This is a genomic window from Actinomyces sp. Marseille-QA0893, from assembly GCF_976954355.1.
In genome coordinates this window covers 37,846-58,812 of the sequence record NZ_CDRJSY010000001.1, presented here as the reverse complement: position 1 = coordinate 58,812, position 20,967 = coordinate 37,846, and the positions used below count along the sequence as shown (strand labels likewise).

Here is a 20,967-nt window from a genome sequence, read left to right as displayed (position 1 = left end):
TGGTACCGGGCCCCACAACTATTTCTACGTCTTACTCCTCGATCTCAATGGGTCCGCTGAGGCGAAGCAACTCGACGTCAATATGGTCGATGGCGATACGCCAGGTTTCTTGCTCAATCTCCCCTCGATCGCGTAAACGAGTCATCTCATCGCGCTTGAACTGGGTGAGTGCAAGGCGTAGCTGTGTTTCTTCCGCGCTTTCTGTCAAGAGCTCATCGAGTGAGGAAGCCCCCTCACCGTGTGCGACGTAGGTGAGGATTTCTTCACGCAGACTATCGATCAGTTGTTTGTCTTCGATTCCCGCCGCGTGTGCGATGGCTTCGACGTTGTCAGCCGCGGTCTTCAAAACGGCCAGCATTGCACTGACTTCATTGTTTGCGGTCTGGAAGTAAGCACTTTCCGGTGCGGGTTTTTGGGCTGCCCAACGAACAACGATTGGGAGAAGCGGACCTTGGACGACAAGGGAGAGGATCACCGCCCCTGCGACAACCAGCAGTATGAGATCGCGATCTTCGAAAGCAGAATCACCAAAGACAGAGGGAATAGACAGGGCCATCGCCAAAGAAATCGCACCGCGGAAGCCTGCGACTGTCGTCACCAATCGGCCTCTGAAATTTGTCCGGCGTTGTTTTTGCTCAGGGCGACGATCGAGCAGGCGAATCGAGTAGATAATCGCATGGTGTCCGATCAAGCGGGCAAAGACCATGGCAAGGTAGATGATCGGGATCAAGATCAAGCCGTGCACGAGTGTCGCGTGGTCCAACCCGCGAATAATCACGGGAAGCTCAAGGCCCACCATAATGAATAGGATCGAGTTCAGTACGAAGGTCAGCAGTGTCCAGACAGGGATTGCGATGACGCGTGATGCCAGCGATATCGCTGACTCTCCGAAACGAGAGACAAGCATTCCGCAAATGACTACCGCAATGACTCCCGAAGCCTGAATTTCTTCGGCAAGGTAGTAAGCCAAAAGGGGAGTAAGGATGCGAGCGATGTTTGCCAAGATCGCGTCACTTTGGAATAGCCCGCGTCGGACAAGCACGCGTAGAACGAAGAGTCCCATCGCTAAACCGATAAGAACCCCTCCGCCGAAGGAGAGTAACACTTGCTGAGTGACTCCAAGAGTTGTCACTCGAGCTGTTCCACCGGTGACTTGAAGTGCGACCGCAAAGATCACCAGTGCACTGCCGTCATTGATCAATGATTCAGCTTGCAGAACAGTCTTTTGGCCGGAGGACATTCCACGCCCTAAGGCAGATACGGCTGTCGCATCAGTCGGTCCAAGGCAAGCGCCGATGAGTAAGGCGGTGCCAATACTGAGCCCCATCCATGTGCCAACCAAAGCAATGAGAAGCGCAGTGATCGCAACCAGCACCGTACCGGACAAAATCACGCCTCGAAGAGCGCGACGCACTTGGCTTAGTGAGACCGAGAGGGACTCCCAGTAGAGCAAGAGGGGGAGAAAGATCGAGAGTACTACCTCGTGCGGAAGCTGAATTTCTCCAGCGTGTGGAACAAAAGAAATCCCGACGCCAGCGACGATGAGCACCAGTGGAGAAAGTAGATGTAGGCGGCGTGAAATTGCATAGGAAACAGTGATTGCTATTCCAAGGAGAATCGCTGATTCGAGTGACATGACAGAGATGTCATCCTTCGGTGATGAGAATTACGGCTGCAAGCCCACAGTATACGTGCTATCAGTGTTTTAAGGTTGACACATGTGGCACGAACTTATCCTTGACGCACACTCGATTTACCGACTTTTCATCGGTATCGTGATCATCTCTGCTCACCTGACTTTGACAAAGAAACAGAGCCTCACCCAATTCACTTCCATTGATTTCATCGGAAACTTCATTTTGGGTGGAATTATCGGCGGTATTATCTATAACCACTCGGTTTCAACTTTCTCCTACCTCGTTTTATTGCTTGCAACCGTGGGGATGATTTCGCTCTTCAACTTCATTGCTTCCCGCTTTGTGCCCGCGCGGCAGATTGTGAAGGGCAAAGTGATGACCATCATCAATCACGGTCATTTCGTGATTGATTCTCTCGATGACGCGAATGGCGCTTTTGACATGATTAACTTCACCGAGCAGCTTCGCTCGCGTGGAATCTTTTCGGTTGAAGATGTCGAGTTTGCACAGTATGAATCCAATGGCTCTTTGACGGTGATCAAGAAGGGTGATGGAAGTTTAAGCTACGTCTTGGTCTCGAAGGGACAGATTGTTCAGGATCAGCTTGAAGCCTCTGGACAGAGCGAGGAATGGCTCACGAGAGAACTCGAACAACAAGGCATTAAGCTCGAAGATATTTTCTTCGCGGAGCTCGAGGGGCGCGAGAAGATTTATATCGTGATGAATGACTTAACGACTCATACCTTTACCTTCTCTCTTGAAAATTCTGAGAAGGGCGGCGAATAAGCCACTTGTGACTATGCCCTTGGGCATTTGTCGTGGGGAAAACTTAAGCGGTGGGGCGGCCCTTTGGCTGCCCCACCGCTTAATAACGTGTCGGATCGAAGTACTCAGTGAGCGATGATCACCCGCAAGAAACGAGGACCGTGAACGCCGTTGACTCGAACCAACTCGATATCCGAGGTCGCTGAACCACCGGCGATCCAGGTCGTCGGGCGAGTCGGATTCTGACCCAAAATATCAACCGCCTGAGGAACAGTCGGTACGATCGCTGAGCGTTCCAAAATCACCACATGCGTATCGGGAACCAGAGAAATCGCACGGCGCCCCTGATCGGGTTCCCCATCAAGAACAATCGTTCCCGAAATCGAGATGCCAACACGCGAGCGGGTGACGACTGCGTCGATCTCATCGAGCTCCAGCGTCGGAATAGCGTTCTCGCGCGAGTCCTCGCGGACCTTTCGCTTGTCGCGTCCGGCGGCCTTCTTGAACTGATCATCGAGGCCGGTGGGGACAACCACGGAAGAAGCCTTCGCCTCGGAAAGGAACTTCGCGATAGCGTCAGCAATGGCCTCGTCATCGCGAGCTTCAACCACCTGTGCCGAGTAATCCTCGAGCTTTTCGATCATATCGGCGATGACTTCATCTGAGCCCGGAGCAAACTGCCCTTCTCGGATGTAGTTACGAGGGATCTCGCGGACGGGGCGTCCTTCCTGCGAGCGCTCGATGGCCTCGCGCGCACGCGCAAGGATTGCGGTCTTTGCATCCATAACCATCTCAGGCCTCCTCATCATTCGTGTGAGTAGTCATTCCGTGCTCACTGGCCAAAGGAATGCCACGTGCCGGTGCATCTGTACGCGGGGCAGAAGCATCTGATTCGGGGTGAGTGCGCCGCCACCACTGGCGGAAGGTTTCCTTAGGAGCAACCGGAAGATCACGAGCTCCCGTCCACAGCGAGGCAGGGAAGGGGAGAGCGCCGATCTTGCCCTTCTTCTTACCAATAAGGCGGGTTGCCTTCACGCCGGCCGTTGCAAGCTCCCAGGCCTTAGCGTTGGACATGACGGGGGTTGAAACGCCCATTGCCAGATCCCACACGTCGGGCACGATGGGGTGCTTGACGTCCACGGTGCGTGCACGCATGTGGATCAAGATGTTCGGAATCTTGATCTTGACCGGGCAAACCTCGCCGCATGCGCCACACAGGGAAGAGGCGAAGGGAAGGGTGTGAACCGGATCCTTCTCATCCAAGCCCTGGGTGAGCTGCGGGGTGAGGATCGCGCCGATGGGTCCGGGGTAGACCGAACCATAGGCGTGGCCAGAAGTGTGCTGGTAGACCGGGCAGATGTTCATGCAGGACCCACAACGGATACACGCAAGAGCCTCGCGACCAATCGGGTCGGCCAAGGTCTTAGTGCGGCCGTTATCCATCAAAATCACGTGGAATTCCTGTGGGCCATCGCCGGGGGTGACACCGGTCCACATCGAGGTGTAGGGGTTCATGCGCTCGCCAGTTGCAGAACGGGGGAGCAACTGCGCGAAGACCTCAACGTCTTGGTAACGAGGAACCAACTTCTCAATACCCATAAGAGTAATGAGAGTATCGGGAAGAGTCAGGCACATGCGGCCGTTACCTTCGGACTCGAAGATCGAGACGGTACCGGTTTCTGCGATGCCCATGTTTGTTCCCGAAACTGCAACCTTTGCGTGAAGGAACTTCTTACGAAGGTGCGCGCGGGCAGCAGCCGTGAGTTCTTGCGGATCGTCGGAAAGATCTCGGGGAGCGTCTTCCATGCGGTCGAGGAAGATTCCGCGGACCTCGGAACGATTGCGGTGAATTGCAGGAACAACGATGTGGCTGGGCATGTCGTCAGCAAGCTGAACGATCATTTCCGCGAGGTCGGTTTCGCGCGCGGAGATGCCTTCGTCCTTGAGGAACTCGTTGAGGTTCGTTTCCTGGGTCGCCATCGACTTAATCTTGACGACTTCATCGACTCCCTTGGACTTGATGATGTCGGCGATGATGCGATTTGCCTCGTGCTTGTCGCGAGCCCAGTGAACGATGCCGCCGCGCGCGGTTACGTTGCGTTCGAACTCTTCGAGAAGCTCGGGAAGTCGGGATTCGACCTCAAACTTGATGGCTTCAGCGGCGTCGCGCAGATCTTCCCAGTCGGGCATTTCGGCAACGCGCTGGCCGCGCTTGGTGCGGATAGTCCGGGTTGCATGGCCCAGGTTGCGGCGCATCTGAGTATTGGCGAGGGTGCGGTGTGCGCCCTGGGGGAAAGTCGGTCCCCAACGAAGCGTGTCCTCGGGAATGGTGACGGTAGTCCGCCATCCTCCGGTGTGAACCGTGGCGTCGGAATCGTTGCTGACGACTCCTGGCATACCAATAAAGGTTTCAGACATATCAGATCACCTGAGCGCTTTCCGGTGCGAATGAAATGTTGCCAAGGAATGGCTGGTCCTTGGTTGATGCAAGGATTTCAGCAAGGTGCATGGGACGGATACCTGAATTCAGACGAGACAAGCCGCCGCCAACATGCATGAGGCAGGAGTAGTCACCCATAACCAGAACCTCTGCCCGGGTAGACATCACGTTTGCGACCTTGTCGGCAAGCATCGCAGTTGAAGTTTCGGAGTTCTTCATCGAGAAGGTGCCGCCGAAACCACAGCAGACTTCGGCGTCTGGCAGATCGATGAGCGTCAGGCCTTCGACGGCGCGCAGGAGGCGGTAGGGGCGGTCACCCACGTGAGCGATGCGCATTGAGTGGCAGGTCGGGTGGTAAGTGACGGTGTGAGGGAAGTATGCGCCCACATCTTCCAGACCGAGGACATCAGTGATGAGCTCGGTGAGATCGTAGGTGTGCTTGGCGATTTCCTGGGAGCGCTTTGCGAGCTGCGCATCGCCAACGTGTTCGGCAACGAGCTTTTGCTCGTGGCGGGCAGCACCCGTGCAGGAGCCGGAGGGAACCACAATTGCGTCCCACTCCCCGTCGAGAACTGGTTCGAAAGCCTTGACGTGGTTGCGCGTGATCTTTGCGGCGTCTTCAAAGTAGCCGGTGTTTGCATGCATCTGACCGCAGCAGACCTGGCCTTCTGGGAAGACGACTTCATGGCCGAGGCGCTCCAGCAGAGACACTGTCGCCTGGGCTGCCTGGGGGAACATGACGTCTGCCAGGCAAGTTGAGAAGAGAGCGATACGCACTGGGAGATCCTTTCTCGTAGGTGCTATTTCTCAAAGTATGGCTGGGTCTGAGGTCCCAATGGGGGATAAGGTGTTACGGCTTTGCTGAGTGTGGGCCAGAATTGTTGATTTCGTGCGGAAAAGTCGCAGAATTAGATCGCTGAAATGGCGGCTTCTCTTGAGCGATTCTCCGCCCCAAAAACGCGACTTAAGACAGAGTATCCTTTCCTTTTTCAGTTTTACGTCGCTGCGGTACGTGAAAACAATGACCCGGCCTCGTGGATTGACGAGGCCGGGTAGTAGTTTCCGTATCTGCGAAAGGAAGTCCGTTCGGCTTCTCTATTACTTCGCGAGGGTGCTCAGCTGGGGGGAAACGCGTTTTCTTAGCCCCTGATTCCTTCGCCAGTGACGATGATGAGGTTACAGTCTGAGGACGCCGCGAAGCTTGTTATATCGAATGACCCCCAGTTCGAGTAAATGTTGTTCTTATCAGTTTGGAGCACCGTGTTCGCATGATCGGAGGGAACAGTGAAAAAGTGGCAGTTTTGGGGGACGTACTCGTAGAGGCCTGGATAGATACCGGGAAGAAGTGCGTTATTTCCGTCGCTTCCATTGGCAAGCATCTGAATTGTCTCAGGAGGAACACTTGCGACGCCTGTTACCCATAAGTGATGGTCGGGTGAGGGTAAGAGCCATCCTTCTGGGAAGTTGGCTGCCACGACGTGTCCCTGAGTTGCACCAAGCCCGGGCATCCGTTCATTGAAGGAATCGGTGCGTTCTTGGACCTTGATTTCGCCGTCAGTTTCGTAAGTGAACTCGGCAAAGCGTGGGTCCTGGGGTAAGCGTGAGCGTGCTGCGTTTGAACCGAAGGGAATGCATCCCGTGAGAAGCGTGATCGCTGCACAAAGAAGTGCCAAGGATCGCAATGGCTTCGACATAAGACACTCCTTTTGAAGCAGACGTTGGGCTCGCAGCCACGAGACTGCGAGCCCAACGATCTTAAGCAACGGGCATGTAGGAACCCATATAGCCTTGCGAGGCGAGGAAGATCAAGACGCACAAGATGAGTAGCAATCCGATGGAATAGGGAGCCGCCTTCTTGAGAATCTCTGCTTCGCTTCCGGGTTCGTTGATTGCGGTCGCTGCAATAGTGAGATTCTGCGGCGACACAATCTTGCCGATACCGCCACCAATCGTGTTGCCTGCAAGCAAAGTTGATGGGTCGAGTCCGGCGATCTGCGCTGCTGTGGACTGAAGGTTGGCAAAGAGCGCGCCCGCGCTGGTTGCAGATCCTGCGACTGCTGTTCCCAACCAACCAAGGATGGGGGAGAGGAAGGCGAAGAACACGCCGGTTGTTGCAAGAGCGGTACCAATCGCCCCAGTTTGTCCAGAGAGGTTCATGACGTAGGCCAGGCCCATGACCAAGCAGATCGTCAGGATAGAAATCTTCAAGGTGGAAATTGTCTTGAAGAGAGTTGCAATTCCCTTTGAGAAGGTCATGGGGTAACGACCGCCCGAACTGGTGCGACCGTAAACGAAAGCAACAATGAGAGCAGTGACGAAGATCCACGTTCCAGGGTTGGAAAGGAACTGGAAAGTGTAGATCGTCGAAGAAACGGCCTTGCCGGTGGAATCTACCAACTCCCCGTGCAATCCGGGGACGGGGATCTTAATGTCTGTGGACTTGAAAATGGCGTCAATATCAACGCCGATCTTCCACAACTTGGTGATGGCAATGACGACAACAACCAAAACGTAGGGGAGAAGTGCCAAGGTGATTCGCGAGGCATTGGGACGATCTTCTTGGGTGCTCTCAGAACGGTAATCGTCGGGCGTCTTCGGGGTCCATACCAAGAGGAAGATGTAGGAAGCGGCCAAACCCAGAAGTGAGGCGAGGACAGCGGTTAGTTCATAGGAGAACTCTGAGGTGAAGAAATGCCCTGCTGCGGTTGCGACGCCGGAAATCAGAGCGATCGGCCACAACTGGGCGACGCCTCGGCCCCCATCAAGGATCCACAAGAGGAGGAGAGGAATGAAGCAGGCGAAGATCCAAGAAAGGTGACCCATATTGGCTGCAACCACCAGGGGGTTTTGGCCACCCAAACGGCCGGCGGTCGTTGTCGGGATTGCCATTGCTCCGAAACCAACGTTGATCGCGTTGCCAACGATGGTCACAACAGCAGCCTTTACCGGGGGAAGGCCAAGTGAGACAAGCATTGCGGCAACGATTGCCACGGGCGCACCGAAACCTGCGAGGCCCTCAAGTAGACCGCAGAACGAGAACGCAATGATCAGCGCTTGGACTCGAATGTCACCCTTGCCGATCGTGTTGAAGACGGCTCGCATGTCTTTACTGCGGCCGGAAACCTCGGTGAGGTTATAAAGCCACACTGCGGCGATGATGATGTAGATAATTGGGATCAGAGCGAAGACGATGCCTTGGCCCGCTGCCAAGAGACTCATGCTCAATGGCATCTTGTAGCCAAAGACGGCGATGAGTAGTGCAGCAACGAGTGAAATCAATGCGCACCAGTGCGTCTTGACTTTAAAAGCGCCCAGAAGAACGAAGAACAGCAGGAGCGGGAGAATTCCCGCAAGTGCCGTTAAAAATACATTTGCGCCGATAGCCGTCGTTGACGGCGTAAAGCTTGTGCTCACCAAAGAGAACATGGCTACTCCTGCAACAGTGCGAGTGGGTGATCCTAGCCAGATTCTAGGCCTAAATTCCTATCTCGGTGAGATTTTTAGTCAAAATTCCGGTGAAACTACAGAATAAAGGCAAACTCTAGGCTGTTTTCCGGGAGAAAAGCATGCTAAAGCAAAAAAAGAAACACGCTGTAGATATTGCGTGCGGAAAAGCGCCCCCGACAGGACTCGAACCTGCAACCTCGGGATTAGAAGGCCCTTGCTCTATCCATTGAGCTACGGAGGCACACCAGCCAAGCTCTGACCGGCCTTACATAGTGTACATGGCGCAGGCCGTCACACTTTCCCAATCTCTGGGCCGGCTGTGCACTTCGAAAGAAAACAACGGATAATACAGACATGCTTGAAAGAAGTTCTGGACGTAGTGCCCTTGTGGGTTCGATCCGCGCTCGAATGTGCGCCTAAGTTTTCCGCGCATCCGACCGTGGCGCTTCGCGCCGACTTCCAAGGACTTATATGACACAGCCCTCCCAATCTTCTAGTGACCTCACGACCTTGTCGTTCGAGGTCATGCCTCCCCGTAAAGAAAACCTCATTAAACCTTTCTGGGATACCGTCCAGCGTCTTCTCTCCGTTACCCCCGATTTCCTGTCGGTAACTTATGGTGCCGCAGGACAAGATCGACACAGTGCACGCGATGTTGTGCGCTCTCTCGTGCAGGACAGCCCCGTTCAGCCCATTGCCCACCTCACCTGCGTGGGGACAACGGCAACGGAAGTCGGGGAAGTTGTTTCGGACTACTTGGACGCCGGAGTGCGAACTTTCCTTGCACTTCGCGGAGATCCTCCCGTTGGCCGTCCGGATTGGCAGCCTGCGCCCGGGGGAGTGAGTTCAGCAACCGAACTTGTCACTTTGATTCGCTCCATCGAGGCCGCGCGCTGTGCGCAATACCCCGGTGCGGCCTTGCGAGCAGCGTTCAAACCTCTCACTATCGCTGTCGCTGCATTCCCTGCTGGTAACCCTGCGGCGGGTACCTCTCCCAATCAAGAAGTTGAACGCCTGCTTGTTAAGCAATCAGCGGGTGCTTCTTTCGCAATCACACAGTTGTTCTGGGAGACAGATACCTACGTCAATTTCCTTGAGAAAGCACGGAGCAATGGGGTTACGATCCCGATCGTTCCCGGAATTTTGCCCCCGACTGACATTAAGCGCGTCAATCGAATGACAGAGCTGACCGGGGTTGTTTTCCCCGAGTACCTGCGTCGACGCTTGGAAAGCGCGCAATCAGTTGAGGAGATGTACTCAGTCGGCGTTTCTTTGGGAGCGCGGCTAGCTCGGGATCTGCATGAAGCAGGAGCCCCGGGCATCCACATGTATACCTTTAATAAAGCGGCACCTGCTCTCGATGTGCTTGATGCCGCTGGACTTGTTTCTGCAAGCCATTTAGACCCGTCCATTTCACGATGACAAAGGATAAGTAAATGACTCAATTCCCTACGGCGACCATCCTGGGTTACCCGCGCATCGGTCGTGGCCGCGAGCTGAAGAAGGCGCTCGAAGCCTACTGGGCGGGCCGCATTTCCGCCGAGGAACTTCGCGCGACGGAAGCTCTGCTGCGCAAGACCACGCATGACCGCCTTGTCGAGCTCGGCCTCGGCAGGGATGACGCGTCGATCCCCGAAACCTTCGCACTCTACGACCAGGTTCTGGACGCAATCACCCTCTTGGGTGCGGTTCCCGAGCGCTACCGTTCTTTCGAAGGCTTGGATCTGCACTTTGCCCTCGCTCGCGGCAATGCGCAGGTTGCGCCCCTGGAAATGACCAAGTGGTTCGATACGAACTACCACCACCTGGTTCCCGAAATTGGCCCTGATACGCCGATTTCTTTCGCTGATCGTACGATCGTCGAGCGCTTCCTTGCCGCCAATGAAGAAGGCACCGTTGTCCGCCCCGTTCTGGTTGGCCCCGTGACCTTCCTCGCCGTCGCTAAGGCTGATGAAGCAACCCCCGATTACGATCCCTTCGAGCGCCTTGACGATGTTGTTGCGGCATACGCAGACGTTCTCGCAGAGCTTGCCGAGGCCGGTGCTCCCTGGGTCCAGATCGATGAGCATGCGCTTGCTTCTGATAACCTCCGCGTCGATCGCGCCACCCTGATCGAATACTCGACCCGCGTCTTCCGTGCTCTGGCTGCACTCGAGAAGCGTCCTGCTCTCTTCGCTGCTATTGGTTACGGTGACGGTTCGCGCGCTGCAGCTTCTCTTGCCTCCACCGGCATTGAGGCTCTGGGCCTGGACCTGTGCCGTGGTTCTCTTCCCGAGGCTACTTCCGTGGATCTGTCCAAGGTTGCCCTCGTTGCGGGCGTCGTTGATGGCCGCAACATTTGGCGCACCGACCTCGATAGCGCAATTGCGCGACTCGATGATGCGAAGGAACTTCACCCCGCATCCTTGGCCGTTGCCACTTCTACTTCGCTTCAGCACGTCCCGCACGACACCGCGCTCGAAAAGTGGGACGATCCCGTGCTCGACGCGAACCTCCACGCATGGCTGGCCTTCGCCGACCAGAAGGTTGCCGAGGTCGTCACCCTCGCCCGCGGCGTGCGACAGGGCTGGGATTCCATTTCCGAGGCCGTCGAGGCGACCCGCGAGGTTCTTGCGCAGCGTGCAGCTGCTCCCGGTGTTGTTCGCCCCGAACTGCGTGAGCGTGTTGCAAAGCTGACCGAAGCCGATCGTCAGCGCGAGGACTTCGCTCTTCGCGATGAACTTCAGCGTGAGCGCCTTGACCTGCCGCTGTTGCCTACCACGACGATTGGCTCCTTCCCACAGACCACCGAGATCCGTCGGGCGCGTGCTGCTTGGGCGAAGGGCGAGCTTTCTGACGCAGACTACGCAGAGCGTATGCGCGAAGAAATCGCTTCGGTGATTCGTCTCCAGGAAGACCTGGGACTGGATGTCCTGGTTCACGGTGAAGCTGAGCGCAACGACATGGTTCAGTACTTTGCTGAACAACTCGATGGCTTTGCAGCAACGAAGAATGGCTGGGTGCAGTCTTATGGTTCACGTTGTACCCGTCCTTCGATCCTGTGGGGTGACGTTGTCCGCCCTCACGCGATGACCGTTGAATGGGCACGCTATGCGCAGTCGCTGACTTCTCACCCGGTTAAGGGCATGCTGACGGGTCCAGTCACCATCATTGCGTGGTCCTTCCCGCGTAACGACCTGCCTTTGGCTCAGGTTGCTGACCAGATTGGTCTTGCCCTGCGTGACGAGGTCACTGACTTGCAGGACGCTGGAATCGCGGTTGTTCAGGTTGATGAGCCCGCATTGCGCGAGCTTCTTCCTTTGGATGCTGCTCGCCACGGTGAATACCTCAAGTGGGCAGTGGATTCCTTCCGCTTGGCCACTGCTGGAGTCCGTCCCGATACGCAGATCCACACGCACCTGTGCTACTCGGAGTTTGGCCAGATTCTTGATGCAATCTTGGGCTTGGATGCGGATGTTACCTCGATTGAGGCTGCGCGTTCTCGCATGGAAGTGCTTCCTGAGCTTGCAGAGCAGGGATTCAACCACGGCGTCGGCCCGGGTGTGTGGGATATTCACTCGCCTCGAGTTCCTTCGGTGGAAGAACTCACCGAGCTTCTGACGCTGGCTGCCGAATCGATCGAGCTGCGTAATCTGTGGTCGAACCCCGACTGCGGTTTGAAGACTCGTGGTTATGCAGAGACCGAAGAATCCCTCAGGAATCTTGTTGAGGCAACGCGAATCGTGCGTGCACAGCTTGAAAACTGAGTAGTTATTACTGCCTGAGAGGGTGGGAACATGTGGCCTGTGGCCCTGTTCCCACCCTCTTGTTATTCCTTTTGACACGAGTTCAGCATTCGATAGAATAGGGCTATGACTTTTAACGCGACCATGACCTGCCGCCCCATGTGCGGCTCCATGTGCTCGCGAATGTGTATGTGATTGACCTTCGCCCTGTCAATCGCTACCGCCTGAAATCCCACGATGAAAGTGGTGTGTGCGGTACCAAATAGTTTGGATACACCATGACCCTTGTTTACACCCCTGAAACCCGTCCGGCTGAAGCTCCGACTTCTTTTGAGGATTTCCTTGAAGTTCTTGCAGGTCTCAGGCTCTCACCCGCATCAACGCACATTGATCTGGACCATCGCCGCCTTGAGGTTTACGGCTCGTCAGTCAAGCTTTCGAATAAAGAATATGAACTGCTTGCCTACTTGGCTCAGCGCGCGGACGAAGTAGTTTCACGCGACGAATTGCTGGAATCGGTCTGGTACGGCGAAGGCCTCGAGACACAAACGCGCACGATTGACGCGCATATCCGTCGTTTACGAGCAAAACTGCCCGAGACGGATCTTATTTCCACCCTTCGAGGCCAGGGTTACCGTTTCAACTCCACCCCGACGGTGCGCGTGAGCTGCACGCGCGTCCACACACTCGCAGCCTAGGCGCTGCGCATAATCCAGACAGAAACAGCGGGGTTCAGCTCGGGGTCTCAGGCTCCTCGCCTAAATCACCAAACGATAGATTTCAGAATCGGGACGAAGCTCTTCAACGTGCAGGGGAGAAGCCTCCATGCGCTCGCGCAATCCCGTGATGTCCTCACGATCAGCAAGATCGATACCGACCAAAGCCGGCCCAGAATCACGGTTATTCTTCTTCGTGTACTCAAAGTGAACGATGTCGTCACCAGGTCCCAGAACATCTTCGAGGAAACTACGAAGCGCCCCGGGTTGCTGCGGGAAGGTCACCAGGAAGTAGTGACGCAAACCCTCATGACGCAACGAGCGTTCCATAATTTCCGCGTAACGAGTCATATCGTTATTGCCGCCTGAAACCACTGCAACAAGAGCGCCGCTGGCATCACCCAGAAGCTGTGCGCGTTGCTCAGGATCAGAGAAGTACATACGCGCCGCAGCCGAGGCCAACGCGCCTGCAGGCTCAGCGATCACGCCGTCTGAGTGGTACAAATCGAGCATTTCAGTGCAAACTGCGCCTTCAGGAACGACCAAAATATCGTCGACCAGTTCACGAACGACAGAGTAGGGCAGGTCGCCAGCGCGGCCTACAGCAGTACCGTCGACAAAAGGATCAACTTTAGGAAGGGAGACGATCTTGCCCTCCTCGAGCGCAGCATGCATGGAGGCTGCGCCCTTTGGCTCGACGCCGTAAATCTTGACTCCGGGGAAACGGGAACGAACCCAGGTCGCAATTCCCGCAAGGAGGCCACCGCCACCGACAGGAACCAGCACAGCGGCGGCCTCGGGAAGGATCTGTTCCTCGAGCTCGACGGCGATTGTTCCCTGGCCGGCAATGGTATAAGGATCGTCGTAGGGGTGGATGTAGGTGCGGCCGGAGTGGCGCGCAGCTTCTTGTGCTTGTGCGTTCGCACGGTCGAAAGTACCGTCGACGATCACCTGTTCAACCCAATCGCCGCCAATCGTTTCGATACGCTGACGCTTTTGCTTGGGAGTATTGGACGGAAGGTAGATGGTTCCGCGAACCTTCAACTGAGAACAGGCATATGCCAGCCCCTGAGCATGGTTGCCTGCGGATGCACACACGACTCCGCGGCGGCGCTCTTCTTCGCTGAGCATACTCATGCGGAAGTAAGCACCTCGCACCTTAAATGAACGGCACGTTTGCATGTCTTCGCGCTTGAGGTGAACGGGAACACCCACGAAATCACTCAGGCGCTGGGAGTACATCACCGGTGTTTTCTCAACGACATCGCCCAAAATTTCCGAGGCCTGGGCGACTAACTCGGGAGAAAGGGGGAACTGATCCGTTGACATAGGTACTCCTTGAATTGACGATCGATCTTTATCGTAACTCACGGCTAGTGAGCGCACTTTCTCACGCCAAACAGTGAAATCTCGGTGAGAAGCCTACACTTGAGAACGTGAGTGATTTGAAAGAACCATTGGTGTGGATCGATTGCGAAATGACGGGACTCGATGTGTCCCGCGATGCCTTGATTGAGGTTGCAGTAGTTATTACCGACGCTGATCTGCGTATCGTTGACCCGGGTATTGATGTCCTTATTACCCCTCCCGCTGAGGCCCTGGAAGGGATGAATGATTTCGTCCGGCAGATGCATACCTCATCGGGGCTACTTGAAGATCTTGCATCGGGAACGACGATGGAAGAAGCGCAAGAACAGGTCCTGTCCTACATTCGTCGCTTCGTCCCCGCGCCGAATAAAGCACTCTTGGCCGGTAACTCCGTTGGTACGGATAAGCTCTTCCTCGAAGCGAATATGCCGCAGGTCATTGATCACCTGCACTACCGACTGATTGACGTATCGTCGATTAAGGAACTCGCAAAGCGCTGGTACCGTAGGGCTTTCGAGGAAGCTCCTGTCAAGCACGGTGGACACCGCGCATTGGCCGATATCCTCGAGTCGATTCAAGAACTCGAGTACTACCGCCGTGTTCTTTTCCCTCACGAACCCATCACGCGTGAGTACGCGCGCGAGGTCGCTCAAGAGGTCGTGGCCTTGAAAATCCCTGAAACTGGTGAGGAATCTCAGTAACTTTCGAGTTTTCCACAGGGCGCACCGGTATCGGCGTTTTCCACAGACGCCGGTACCGGTCTTCCTTTTTCGGTGTGCGTGGACGCACAGTGGTCGAACCCGTCAAGGGAACTCGACTCTAGGAAGGAAGAATCATGAACAACCAAGGCAGCGTCATTCTTCGCGGTCGCGTCGGATCGGATCTACGGAGCATGACGACTCAGTCAGGGACAAAAGGAATCCGATTCCGCCTCGCCGCAAGTCAATGGCGAATTAATGATTCTGGCAAGTATGAGGAACGTGATCCCCACTGGTACACGGTATGTGTGTGGGACCGACTTGCAAAGAATCTTCTCTCGAGCGTTGAAAAGGGAACTCCAATCATTGTCAGCGGGCGACCAAGTGCTCGCGCGTGGATTGGACCCGATTCCGAGGCGCGTGCGGAGCTTGTCATTAACGCGAGTTTTTGCGGTATTGACCTTGCTTTCGGCCCTGCGGCAGTGATGAAACCGAAGATTCCTCAACACAATGTTCAAGAATCAGCGACCGTTGAAGCGGGGGAGTACGCCGCACAGCCGGATATGGAAGAAGTGCCTTCAAACGGCGTTTATCGCCATGATCCGGGCGCTGCAGATACGCACTGCAGTACAGGTGAAAGAAATGGAATTGGCACTGAAGCCACATGCTTGATTGAGCACTGCACTGGTGACTGCGAGGCTGACGAGGATCGTGATTCATCCTGGGAGGCGGAAGAGTCAGATCTCGACGGAAGTGATGCGGCTTAGAAGTCCTATATGCCAAAAATGCGACTCGTGCCTTAGCATTGAGGGGTCTGCCCAACTACGACGGCGTTATGTCACGTGATCCTGAACGGAGAATCCATGGCGGAGTTCATCTACCAAATGATTAAGGCTCGCAAAGCCATTGGTGACAAAGTCATCCTTGATGACGTCACAATGGCTTTCTTCCCCGGCGCTAAGATCGGTATGGTCGGTCCCAACGGTGCCGGTAAGTCCTCGATCCTCAAGATCATGGCAGGACTGGATGAGCCCAGCAACGGCGAGGCTCGTCTCAGCCCCGGATACACCGTCGGGATCCTTATGCAGGAACCCGAATTGGATAACTCCAAGACGGTGATCGAAAACGTTCGTATGGGCGCTGCCGATACCTTCGCTAAGCTTGCGCGTTTCAACGAGATCTCGGAAGAAATGGCAAATCCGGATGCTGATTTCGATGCCCTGATGGATGAGATGGGCAAGCTGCAAACTGAAATCGATGCCCTGAACGCGTGGGATATCGATTCGCAGCTCGACCAGGCCATGGATGCGCTTCGATGCCCGCCGCCGGACCAGCAGGTCAGCGTACTCTCCGGTGGTGAGCGCCGCCGCGTCGCTTTATGCCGTTTGCTCATTGAAGCTCCCGATTTGTTGCTTCTTGACGAACCAACCAACCACTTGGACGCCGAATCGGTTCTTTGGCTTGAAAAGCACCTTTCCACCTACCCCGGCGCTGTGATTGCTGTTACCCACGACCGTTACTTCCTCGACCACGTCGCTCAGTGGATTGCCGAAGTTGACCGCGGTCACCTGTATCCCTACGAAGGCAACTACTCGACCTACCTGGAGACAAAAGAGAAGCGTCTGCAGGTTCAAGGCCAAAAGGATGCGAAGCTTGCAAAGCGTCTGAAGGAAGAACTCGAGTGGGTCCGCACTTCACCGAAGGGACGTCAGGCGAAGTCGAAGGCGCGTCTGGAACGCTACGAAGAAATGGCTGCTGAAGCAGAACGCAGTCGCAAGCTTGACTTCGAAGAAATTCAGATCCCGCCGGGACCGCGTTTGGGCAACATCGTGATCGAAGCTTCGAACCTTCGAAAGGGCTTCGGAGACCGCGTATTGATCGATGGACTTTCCTTCTCCCTGCCTCGAAATGGCATCGTCGGTGTTATTGGCCCCAACGGCGTTGGAAAGACCACCCTGTTTAAGACCATCGTCGGCTTGGAGCCGCTTGACGGCGGTGAGCTCACCATTGGTGAGACAGTCAAGCTGAGCTACGTTGACCAGAATCGTGCGGGAATCGATCCCGATAAGACGCTGTGGGAGGTCGTCTCTGACGGACTGGACTACATCCAAGTCGGCAGTGTCGAAATGCCCTCCCGTGCATACGTTTCAGCCTTCGGCTTCAAGGGCGCGGACCAGCAAAAGCCTGCTGGTGTTCTTTCCGGTGGCGAACGTAACCGTCTGAACTTGGCGCTCACGCTCAAGCAGGGGGGCAACCTGCTGCTCCTTGACGAACCGACGAATGACCTCGATGTGGAAACCCTGTCTTCACTGGAGAATGCTCTCTTGCAGTTCCCCGGTTGTGCAGTGGTGATTACCCACGATCGTTGGTTCCTTGACCGCGTTGCCACGCACATCCTCGCGTGGGAGGGCACCGACGAGAACCCTGCATCGTGGTACTGGTTCGAAGGAAACTTTGAATCCTACGAAAAGAACAAGATCGAGCGATTGGGACAAGACGCAGCTGCGCCTCACCGCGTGACGCACCGTAAGCTCACTCGCGACTGAGAATTCCTTGAAGTAGGTTGGGGGGCCGGCAACGCCGGCCCCCCAACCTACTTTTCAGTCAAGATGAATCTTTAGGCGACGCCTCCCATGGGCTTTCCGCTCACTGGATCTACACCAAATCCCCAGTGGCTTGATGTGTGTCCTTCGCTGGGAATACGAAGCATTGCCTCTTGTGTGGCATGGGCAAGCAAAGTCCCGTGCTGCGAAAATATTGAGCATTCGACCAATACGCGTCCACTGACGATCTGCGTACAGCGTTGATCGAAAAGGATCCACTCATTGATATCGACATCGTGATGGAACCACATCGCATGGTCCAAAGAAGCAGCAACGAGGCCCGGAGACATCCACGACAAACCAAGAGTGCGAAGCGCGGGTTCCAACATCACTTGGTCGACAACATAAGTCAGGAGTGCTCGGTGAACATACTGGGAGGCTTCTTCTGGAACGCGAGCTCTTGGTTTCATCCACAGCCGCTGTGCTGGTTCTCTTTGGGGATCAGCTTTGGTGTACAGGCTTTGACCGATGTGTCGAACGTCAAATGCCGCAGTCTTTCCGAGAAATTTCCCGACAGGGTGGTCCATGAGCCTGAAAATCTCAAAGGCAGAACGGCACTCATCTGCTGGGGGCACCTGCGGAGCAGACGGCGAATAGGAGGGTGCGGCCTCGTGGCCCTGGAAAGAGACACTCATAGTGAGGATTTCGCGGGTGTCTTGGAAACAAGAGACCGAACGATTAGTAAATGAACGACCGTCGAGTACTCGGGTCACGTCGAGGGTAAAAGGACTCGCTGGGTCTCCGCCTCGGACAAAATATGCGTGTAGGGAATGGGGGAGTCGCCCCTCGGGTACAGTCGCACTGGCGGCAAGAAGACCCTGGGCAAGCACTTGCCCCCCATAGACTCGGCGGACCTGAGGCAGTGAGCGGGCGATAAAAGAATCTTCGCCATTTTCTTTGAGAGAAAGAATGCGCAGCACGGAGGCAACAGGTTCCGTTGAGATGGTGGGGATGGGAAGCGGCGTTGTCATAGATCTATTGTGCTCATTCCGCGCCTGAAAGTGCAGTGCACTTGTGTATCTCAGGTTGTCATACGTGACGTATTGCACTGCATCGAATATCCCGTATATATTTATGAGGTGTATGTCACTTGTGTGGAGAGGGGATAGGCGTGGAAACGGCATCGCTTCTTCTCCAATCACTTGGGGGAGCGTCGAATATCCGCGATATCGAACCGTGCATGCTCCGTATTCGAATCGAAGTGGAGTCGCCGGAATTGGTCGACGAAGAAGGTCTTCGTGTACCTGAGGTATTGGCTCTTGTGCGCTCTGGCAACATTGTTCAGCTTGTAACAGGTGTCAATGCGCGCAATATTGCTTTGCAGATGCTCCAGTTGTGTCTGCCTCAAGATGTGTCTGCTGGCACACGCAAATCGCTGTTCTCACGTATTCCGCAACCCATAAAATAGACAAAAGTAGCTGTATTTCAGAGAGGACCTCATGGTAAACCAATCGGTAACAGAGAAACTACGTGAACTCGCCGAGACCGTGGGGGTCTCAACCGGTTTCTGGGATTGGTACGGTAACTGGAAGCATGTTGAAGATGCCTCCCTCATCGCCGTTTTGAACTCTTTGGGGTTCTCTCTTTCTTTTGATCCCTCAGAGGCAGAAATTAACGAGGCGTTCCGACGCAACGAAGATTTTGCTTGGGCTGCGCCGCTTCCTCCGACAACCGTGTGCCGTCAGGGCAATGAAGCAGAAATTCCTGTCCATGTTCCGCACGGAATGGGCGTGTGGTGCCACGTTGAGACCGAAGATGGATATCACCATGAACTTGAGCAGCTAGATCGCCCGATCCCGCCGCGAATGGTTGATGGAAATCTGGTCGGTCGTGCGACCTTTAAGATTCCCAACTGGTTGCCGCAAGGATGGCACCGGATTGTTGCTCGTCATGAAGATGGCAGCGAATGCTCCTCGACCTTGATCGTTGTTCCGCAACGACTTTCTTGCCGTCTCGATGATGGCCACAAGCGTTGGGGTGTCGCGGCTCAGCTCTACTCCACGCGTTCGAGCGGCTCGTGGGGGATGGGGGATACCCAAGATCTGGCTGATTTGACGGCAATTGTTGCGCGCGATGGTGCAAACTTCCTGCAGGTCAACCCCCTGCATGCACCCCAGCCGTGTTTCCCCCAGGAGACTTCGCCTTACCTTCCGGTTTCGCGTCGTTGGGCAAGCCCCCTCTACATCCGTCCCGAGGCCATCGATGAGTACGCGCGCATGGACGGAAAGGAACGCGGAGTTATTACGCGATATGCGCACGCATCTCGATCTCAGGAAGACATCATCGACCGTGACCTCTCGTGGAAGTCTAAGCTCAAGGCCCTGCGTAAGATTTTTGAGATCCCCCGCTCGATCACTCGTCAGGCGCAATTCGAACATTTCTGCGCTGAGGGCGGAGAATCCTTAGAGAACTTTGCTCTCTGGTCTGCTCTGGTTTTTGAGAATGGAGACATCGAGCTTCCTGCGCCTTACGCATCAATCAATGCTCCCGAAGTTGAGCAGGCGCGCCAGCGCTTGGCGGGTGAAATTGAGTTTTGGCAGTGGTGTCAGTGGATCGTCTTCGATCAGCTGATCCGCGCGCAGGAAAGTGCACATCGCTTGGGAATGGATATGGGTATCATGTCCGACCTCGCCGTGGGCGTGCACTCTTTGGGCTCAGAGATTTGGTCGATGCCCGAGATCTTCGCCCCGGGAATGAGCGTTGGTGCGCCTCCCGACATGTATTCGCAGCAGGGGCAGAACTGGTCGCAGCCGCCGTGGTCTCCGCGTGGCCTTGCGAAGGCTGGTTACGCGCCTCTTCGCGACATGTTGCGTTCTGTGCTCTCGTATTCGGGTGCAGTTCGCATCGACCACATTCTTGGTTTGTTCCGTCTGTGGTGGATCCCCGAGGGGATGGAAGCAAGTGCCGGTGCCTACGTTTCCTATGATCACGAGGCCATGGTTGGGATTGTGCTTCTCGAAGCGCAGCGCGCGGGCGCAGTAGTCATTGGTGAGGACTTAGGAACGGTTGAACCTTGGGTTCGCGGTTACTTGAATGATCGTGGCATCTTGGGCACTTCAGTTCTTTGGTTTGAAAAAGAAGGAAGCGGATGGCCATTGTGGCCTGACCACTATCGTCGTTCCTGCCTGGCTGCAGTAACGACACACGATCTTCCGCCGACCCTTGGATACCTCGAGGGTGTTCACACTCAACTCCGGAATCGCTTGGGCTTGCTTGTCGAGGACTTGGACCAGGTGCTCGAGGCTGACCGCGTTGAACGAGAGCGAATGGTGTCTCGCCTGAATGAAGGCGGCTTCATTCACAATGAAGAGCCCAGCGAAGAAGAGCTTGTTATGGGGTTCCACGCTTATCTAGCGGCTTCCCCCGCGCTCCTGCTTGCGGTTTCTCTTGTCGACGCAGTTGGAGAGAAGGCTCCCCAGAACCTGCCCGGAACCTCAGATCAATATCCGAACTGGTGTATTCCTCTCCATGGCAGTGATGGCGAAGAGGCGCATATCGAGGATCTTGCCGCGTCAGAGAAGGTGCACGCCTTCCTCGCGAACGTGAATCGATACGTGCGCTAAGTGAG

17 protein-coding genes and 1 tRNA gene are annotated in these 20,967 nt (G+C 55.4%); 9 read left to right on the top strand and 9 right to left on the bottom strand.

Going from position 1 to position 20,967, the window contains the following annotated elements:
- Nucleotides 1-31: 31 nt before the first annotated feature.
- On the bottom strand, nucleotides 32-1,636 hold the full coding sequence (locus ACWNMW_RS00285; protein ID WP_449489652.1) for a Na+/H+ antiporter: 1,605 nt from the start codon (nucleotides 1,634-1,636) through the stop codon (nucleotides 32-34).
- An 82-nt stretch (nucleotides 1,637-1,718) separates the two neighbouring features.
- On the opposite strand from ACWNMW_RS00285, the gene ACWNMW_RS00280 reads away from it, so the two are divergent.
- Nucleotides 1,719-2,423: a DUF421 domain-containing protein gene (locus tag ACWNMW_RS00280; RefSeq protein WP_449489651.1), complete on the top strand. Its 705-nt coding sequence runs from the start codon at nucleotides 1,719-1,721 to the stop codon at nucleotides 2,421-2,423.
- 104 nt (nucleotides 2,424-2,527) lie between these two features.
- On the opposite strand, the gene ACWNMW_RS00275 is transcribed toward ACWNMW_RS00280, so the two are convergent.
- From ACWNMW_RS00275 to ACWNMW_RS00250, 6 genes are all read right to left on the bottom strand, one after another.
- Nucleotides 2,528-3,187 (bottom strand): LutC/YkgG family protein, encoded by a 660-nt coding sequence (locus ACWNMW_RS00275; RefSeq protein ID WP_449489971.1) that lies wholly within the window; start codon nucleotides 3,185-3,187, stop codon nucleotides 2,528-2,530.
- Nucleotides 3,188-3,194: 7 nt separating this feature from the next.
- Nucleotides 3,195-4,820 (bottom strand): LutB/LldF family L-lactate oxidation iron-sulfur protein, encoded by a 1,626-nt coding sequence (locus tag ACWNMW_RS00270; protein ID WP_449489650.1) that lies wholly within the window; start codon nucleotides 4,818-4,820, stop codon nucleotides 3,195-3,197.
- A gap of 1 nt (nucleotide 4,821) precedes the next feature.
- Nucleotides 4,822-5,619: a (Fe-S)-binding protein gene (locus tag ACWNMW_RS00265; protein ID WP_034502975.1), complete on the bottom strand. Its 798-nt coding sequence runs from the start codon at nucleotides 5,617-5,619 to the stop codon at nucleotides 4,822-4,824.
- 362 nt (nucleotides 5,620-5,981) lie between these two features.
- Complete coding sequence (locus ACWNMW_RS00260; protein WP_420705314.1) at nucleotides 5,982-6,536, bottom strand: hypothetical protein; 555 nt, start codon at nucleotides 6,534-6,536, stop codon at nucleotides 5,982-5,984.
- 61 nt (nucleotides 6,537-6,597) lie between these two features.
- Nucleotides 6,598-8,268, bottom strand: coding sequence for an L-lactate permease (locus ACWNMW_RS00255; RefSeq protein ID WP_449489649.1), 1,671 nt, complete (start codon nucleotides 8,266-8,268; stop codon nucleotides 6,598-6,600).
- Nucleotides 8,269-8,457: 189 nt separating this feature from the next.
- A tRNA-Arg gene (locus ACWNMW_RS00250) sits at nucleotides 8,458-8,530 on the bottom strand.
- A gap of 230 nt (nucleotides 8,531-8,760) precedes the next feature.
- On the opposite strand from ACWNMW_RS00250, the gene ACWNMW_RS00245 reads away from it, so the two are divergent.
- The 3 genes from ACWNMW_RS00245 (at nucleotide 8,761) to ACWNMW_RS00235 (ending at nucleotide 12,712) form a co-directional block, all read left to right on the top strand.
- On the top strand, nucleotides 8,761-9,711 hold the full coding sequence (locus ACWNMW_RS00245) for a methylenetetrahydrofolate reductase (protein ID WP_072455574.1): 951 nt from the start codon (nucleotides 8,761-8,763) through the stop codon (nucleotides 9,709-9,711).
- 14 nt (nucleotides 9,712-9,725) lie between these two features.
- On the top strand, nucleotides 9,726-12,035 hold the full coding sequence (gene metE, locus ACWNMW_RS00240) for a 5-methyltetrahydropteroyltriglutamate--homocysteine S-methyltransferase (RefSeq protein ID WP_449489648.1): 2,310 nt from the start codon (nucleotides 9,726-9,728) through the stop codon (nucleotides 12,033-12,035).
- A 257-nt stretch (nucleotides 12,036-12,292) separates the two neighbouring features.
- Nucleotides 12,293-12,712: a winged helix-turn-helix domain-containing protein gene (locus tag ACWNMW_RS00235; protein WP_314212889.1), complete on the top strand. Its 420-nt coding sequence runs from the start codon at nucleotides 12,293-12,295 to the stop codon at nucleotides 12,710-12,712.
- A gap of 60 nt (nucleotides 12,713-12,772) precedes the next feature.
- On the opposite strand, the gene ilvA is transcribed toward ACWNMW_RS00235, so the two are convergent.
- Nucleotides 12,773-14,059, bottom strand: a complete 1,287-nt coding sequence (gene ilvA, locus ACWNMW_RS00230; RefSeq protein ID WP_449489647.1) for a threonine ammonia-lyase IlvA — start codon at nucleotides 14,057-14,059, stop codon at nucleotides 12,773-12,775.
- 107 nt (nucleotides 14,060-14,166) lie between these two features.
- On the opposite strand from ilvA, the gene orn reads away from it, so the two are divergent.
- The 3 genes from orn (at nucleotide 14,167) to ettA (ending at nucleotide 17,342) form a co-directional block, all read left to right on the top strand.
- Nucleotides 14,167-14,799 carry an oligoribonuclease gene (gene orn, locus ACWNMW_RS00225; protein WP_107066773.1) on the top strand — a complete coding sequence of 211 codons (633 nt, stop codon included), beginning with the start codon at nucleotides 14,167-14,169 and terminating at the stop codon, nucleotides 14,797-14,799.
- A gap of 134 nt (nucleotides 14,800-14,933) precedes the next feature.
- Nucleotides 14,934-15,563, top strand: a complete 630-nt coding sequence (locus tag ACWNMW_RS00220) for a single-stranded DNA-binding protein (RefSeq protein WP_449489646.1) — start codon at nucleotides 14,934-14,936, stop codon at nucleotides 15,561-15,563.
- Between the two features lie 96 nt (nucleotides 15,564-15,659).
- Nucleotides 15,660-17,342, top strand: coding sequence for an energy-dependent translational throttle protein EttA (ettA, locus tag ACWNMW_RS00215; protein ID WP_449489645.1), 1,683 nt, complete (start codon nucleotides 15,660-15,662; stop codon nucleotides 17,340-17,342).
- 71 nt (nucleotides 17,343-17,413) lie between these two features.
- On the opposite strand, the gene ACWNMW_RS00210 is transcribed toward ettA, so the two are convergent.
- Nucleotides 17,414-18,370: an acyl-CoA thioesterase gene (locus tag ACWNMW_RS00210; protein ID WP_449489644.1), complete on the bottom strand. Its 957-nt coding sequence runs from the start codon at nucleotides 18,368-18,370 to the stop codon at nucleotides 17,414-17,416.
- 140 nt (nucleotides 18,371-18,510) lie between these two features.
- On the opposite strand from ACWNMW_RS00210, the gene ACWNMW_RS00205 reads away from it, so the two are divergent.
- Together ACWNMW_RS00205 and malQ are read left to right on the top strand one after the other, a co-directional pair.
- Nucleotides 18,511-18,807, top strand: a complete 297-nt coding sequence (locus ACWNMW_RS00205; RefSeq protein ID WP_316088058.1) for a PTS transporter subunit EIIB — start codon at nucleotides 18,511-18,513, stop codon at nucleotides 18,805-18,807.
- A 31-nt stretch (nucleotides 18,808-18,838) separates the two neighbouring features.
- Nucleotides 18,839-20,962 (top strand): 4-alpha-glucanotransferase, encoded by a 2,124-nt coding sequence (malQ, locus tag ACWNMW_RS00200; RefSeq protein ID WP_448750736.1) that lies wholly within the window; start codon nucleotides 18,839-18,841, stop codon nucleotides 20,960-20,962.
- Nucleotides 20,963-20,967: the final 5 nt, after the last annotated feature.

Coding starts and splice junctions, on each gene's coding strand:
- ACWNMW_RS00285 (WP_449489652.1), bottom strand. CDS start 1,636: ATGTCACTCGAATCAGCGATTCTCCTTGGAATAGCAATCACTGTTTCC.
- ACWNMW_RS00280 (WP_449489651.1), top strand. CDS start 1,719: ATGTGGCACGAACTTATCCTTGACGCACACTCGATTTACCGACTTTTC.
- ACWNMW_RS00275 (WP_449489971.1), bottom strand. CDS start 3,187: ATGGATGCAAAGACCGCAATCCTTGCGCGTGCGCGCGAGGCCATCGAG.
- ACWNMW_RS00270 (WP_449489650.1), bottom strand. CDS start 4,820: ATGTCTGAAACCTTTATTGGTATGCCAGGAGTCGTCAGCAACGATTCC.
- ACWNMW_RS00260 (WP_420705314.1), bottom strand. CDS start 6,536: ATGTCGAAGCCATTGCGATCCTTGGCACTTCTTTGTGCAGCGATCACG.
- ACWNMW_RS00255 (WP_449489649.1), bottom strand. CDS start 8,268: ATGTTCTCTTTGGTGAGCACAAGCTTTACGCCGTCAACGACGGCTATC.
- ACWNMW_RS00245 (WP_072455574.1), top strand. CDS start 8,761: ATGACACAGCCCTCCCAATCTTCTAGTGACCTCACGACCTTGTCGTTC.
- metE (WP_449489648.1), top strand. CDS start 9,726: ATGACTCAATTCCCTACGGCGACCATCCTGGGTTACCCGCGCATCGGT.
- ACWNMW_RS00235 (WP_314212889.1), top strand. CDS start 12,293: ATGACCCTTGTTTACACCCCTGAAACCCGTCCGGCTGAAGCTCCGACT.
- ilvA (WP_449489647.1), bottom strand. CDS start 14,059: ATGTCAACGGATCAGTTCCCCCTTTCTCCCGAGTTAGTCGCCCAGGCC.
- ACWNMW_RS00220 (WP_449489646.1), top strand. CDS start 14,934: ATGAACAACCAAGGCAGCGTCATTCTTCGCGGTCGCGTCGGATCGGAT.
- ettA (WP_449489645.1), top strand. CDS start 15,660: ATGGCGGAGTTCATCTACCAAATGATTAAGGCTCGCAAAGCCATTGGT.
- ACWNMW_RS00210 (WP_449489644.1), bottom strand. CDS start 18,370: ATGACAACGCCGCTTCCCATCCCCACCATCTCAACGGAACCTGTTGCC.
- malQ (WP_448750736.1), top strand. CDS start 18,839: ATGGTAAACCAATCGGTAACAGAGAAACTACGTGAACTCGCCGAGACC.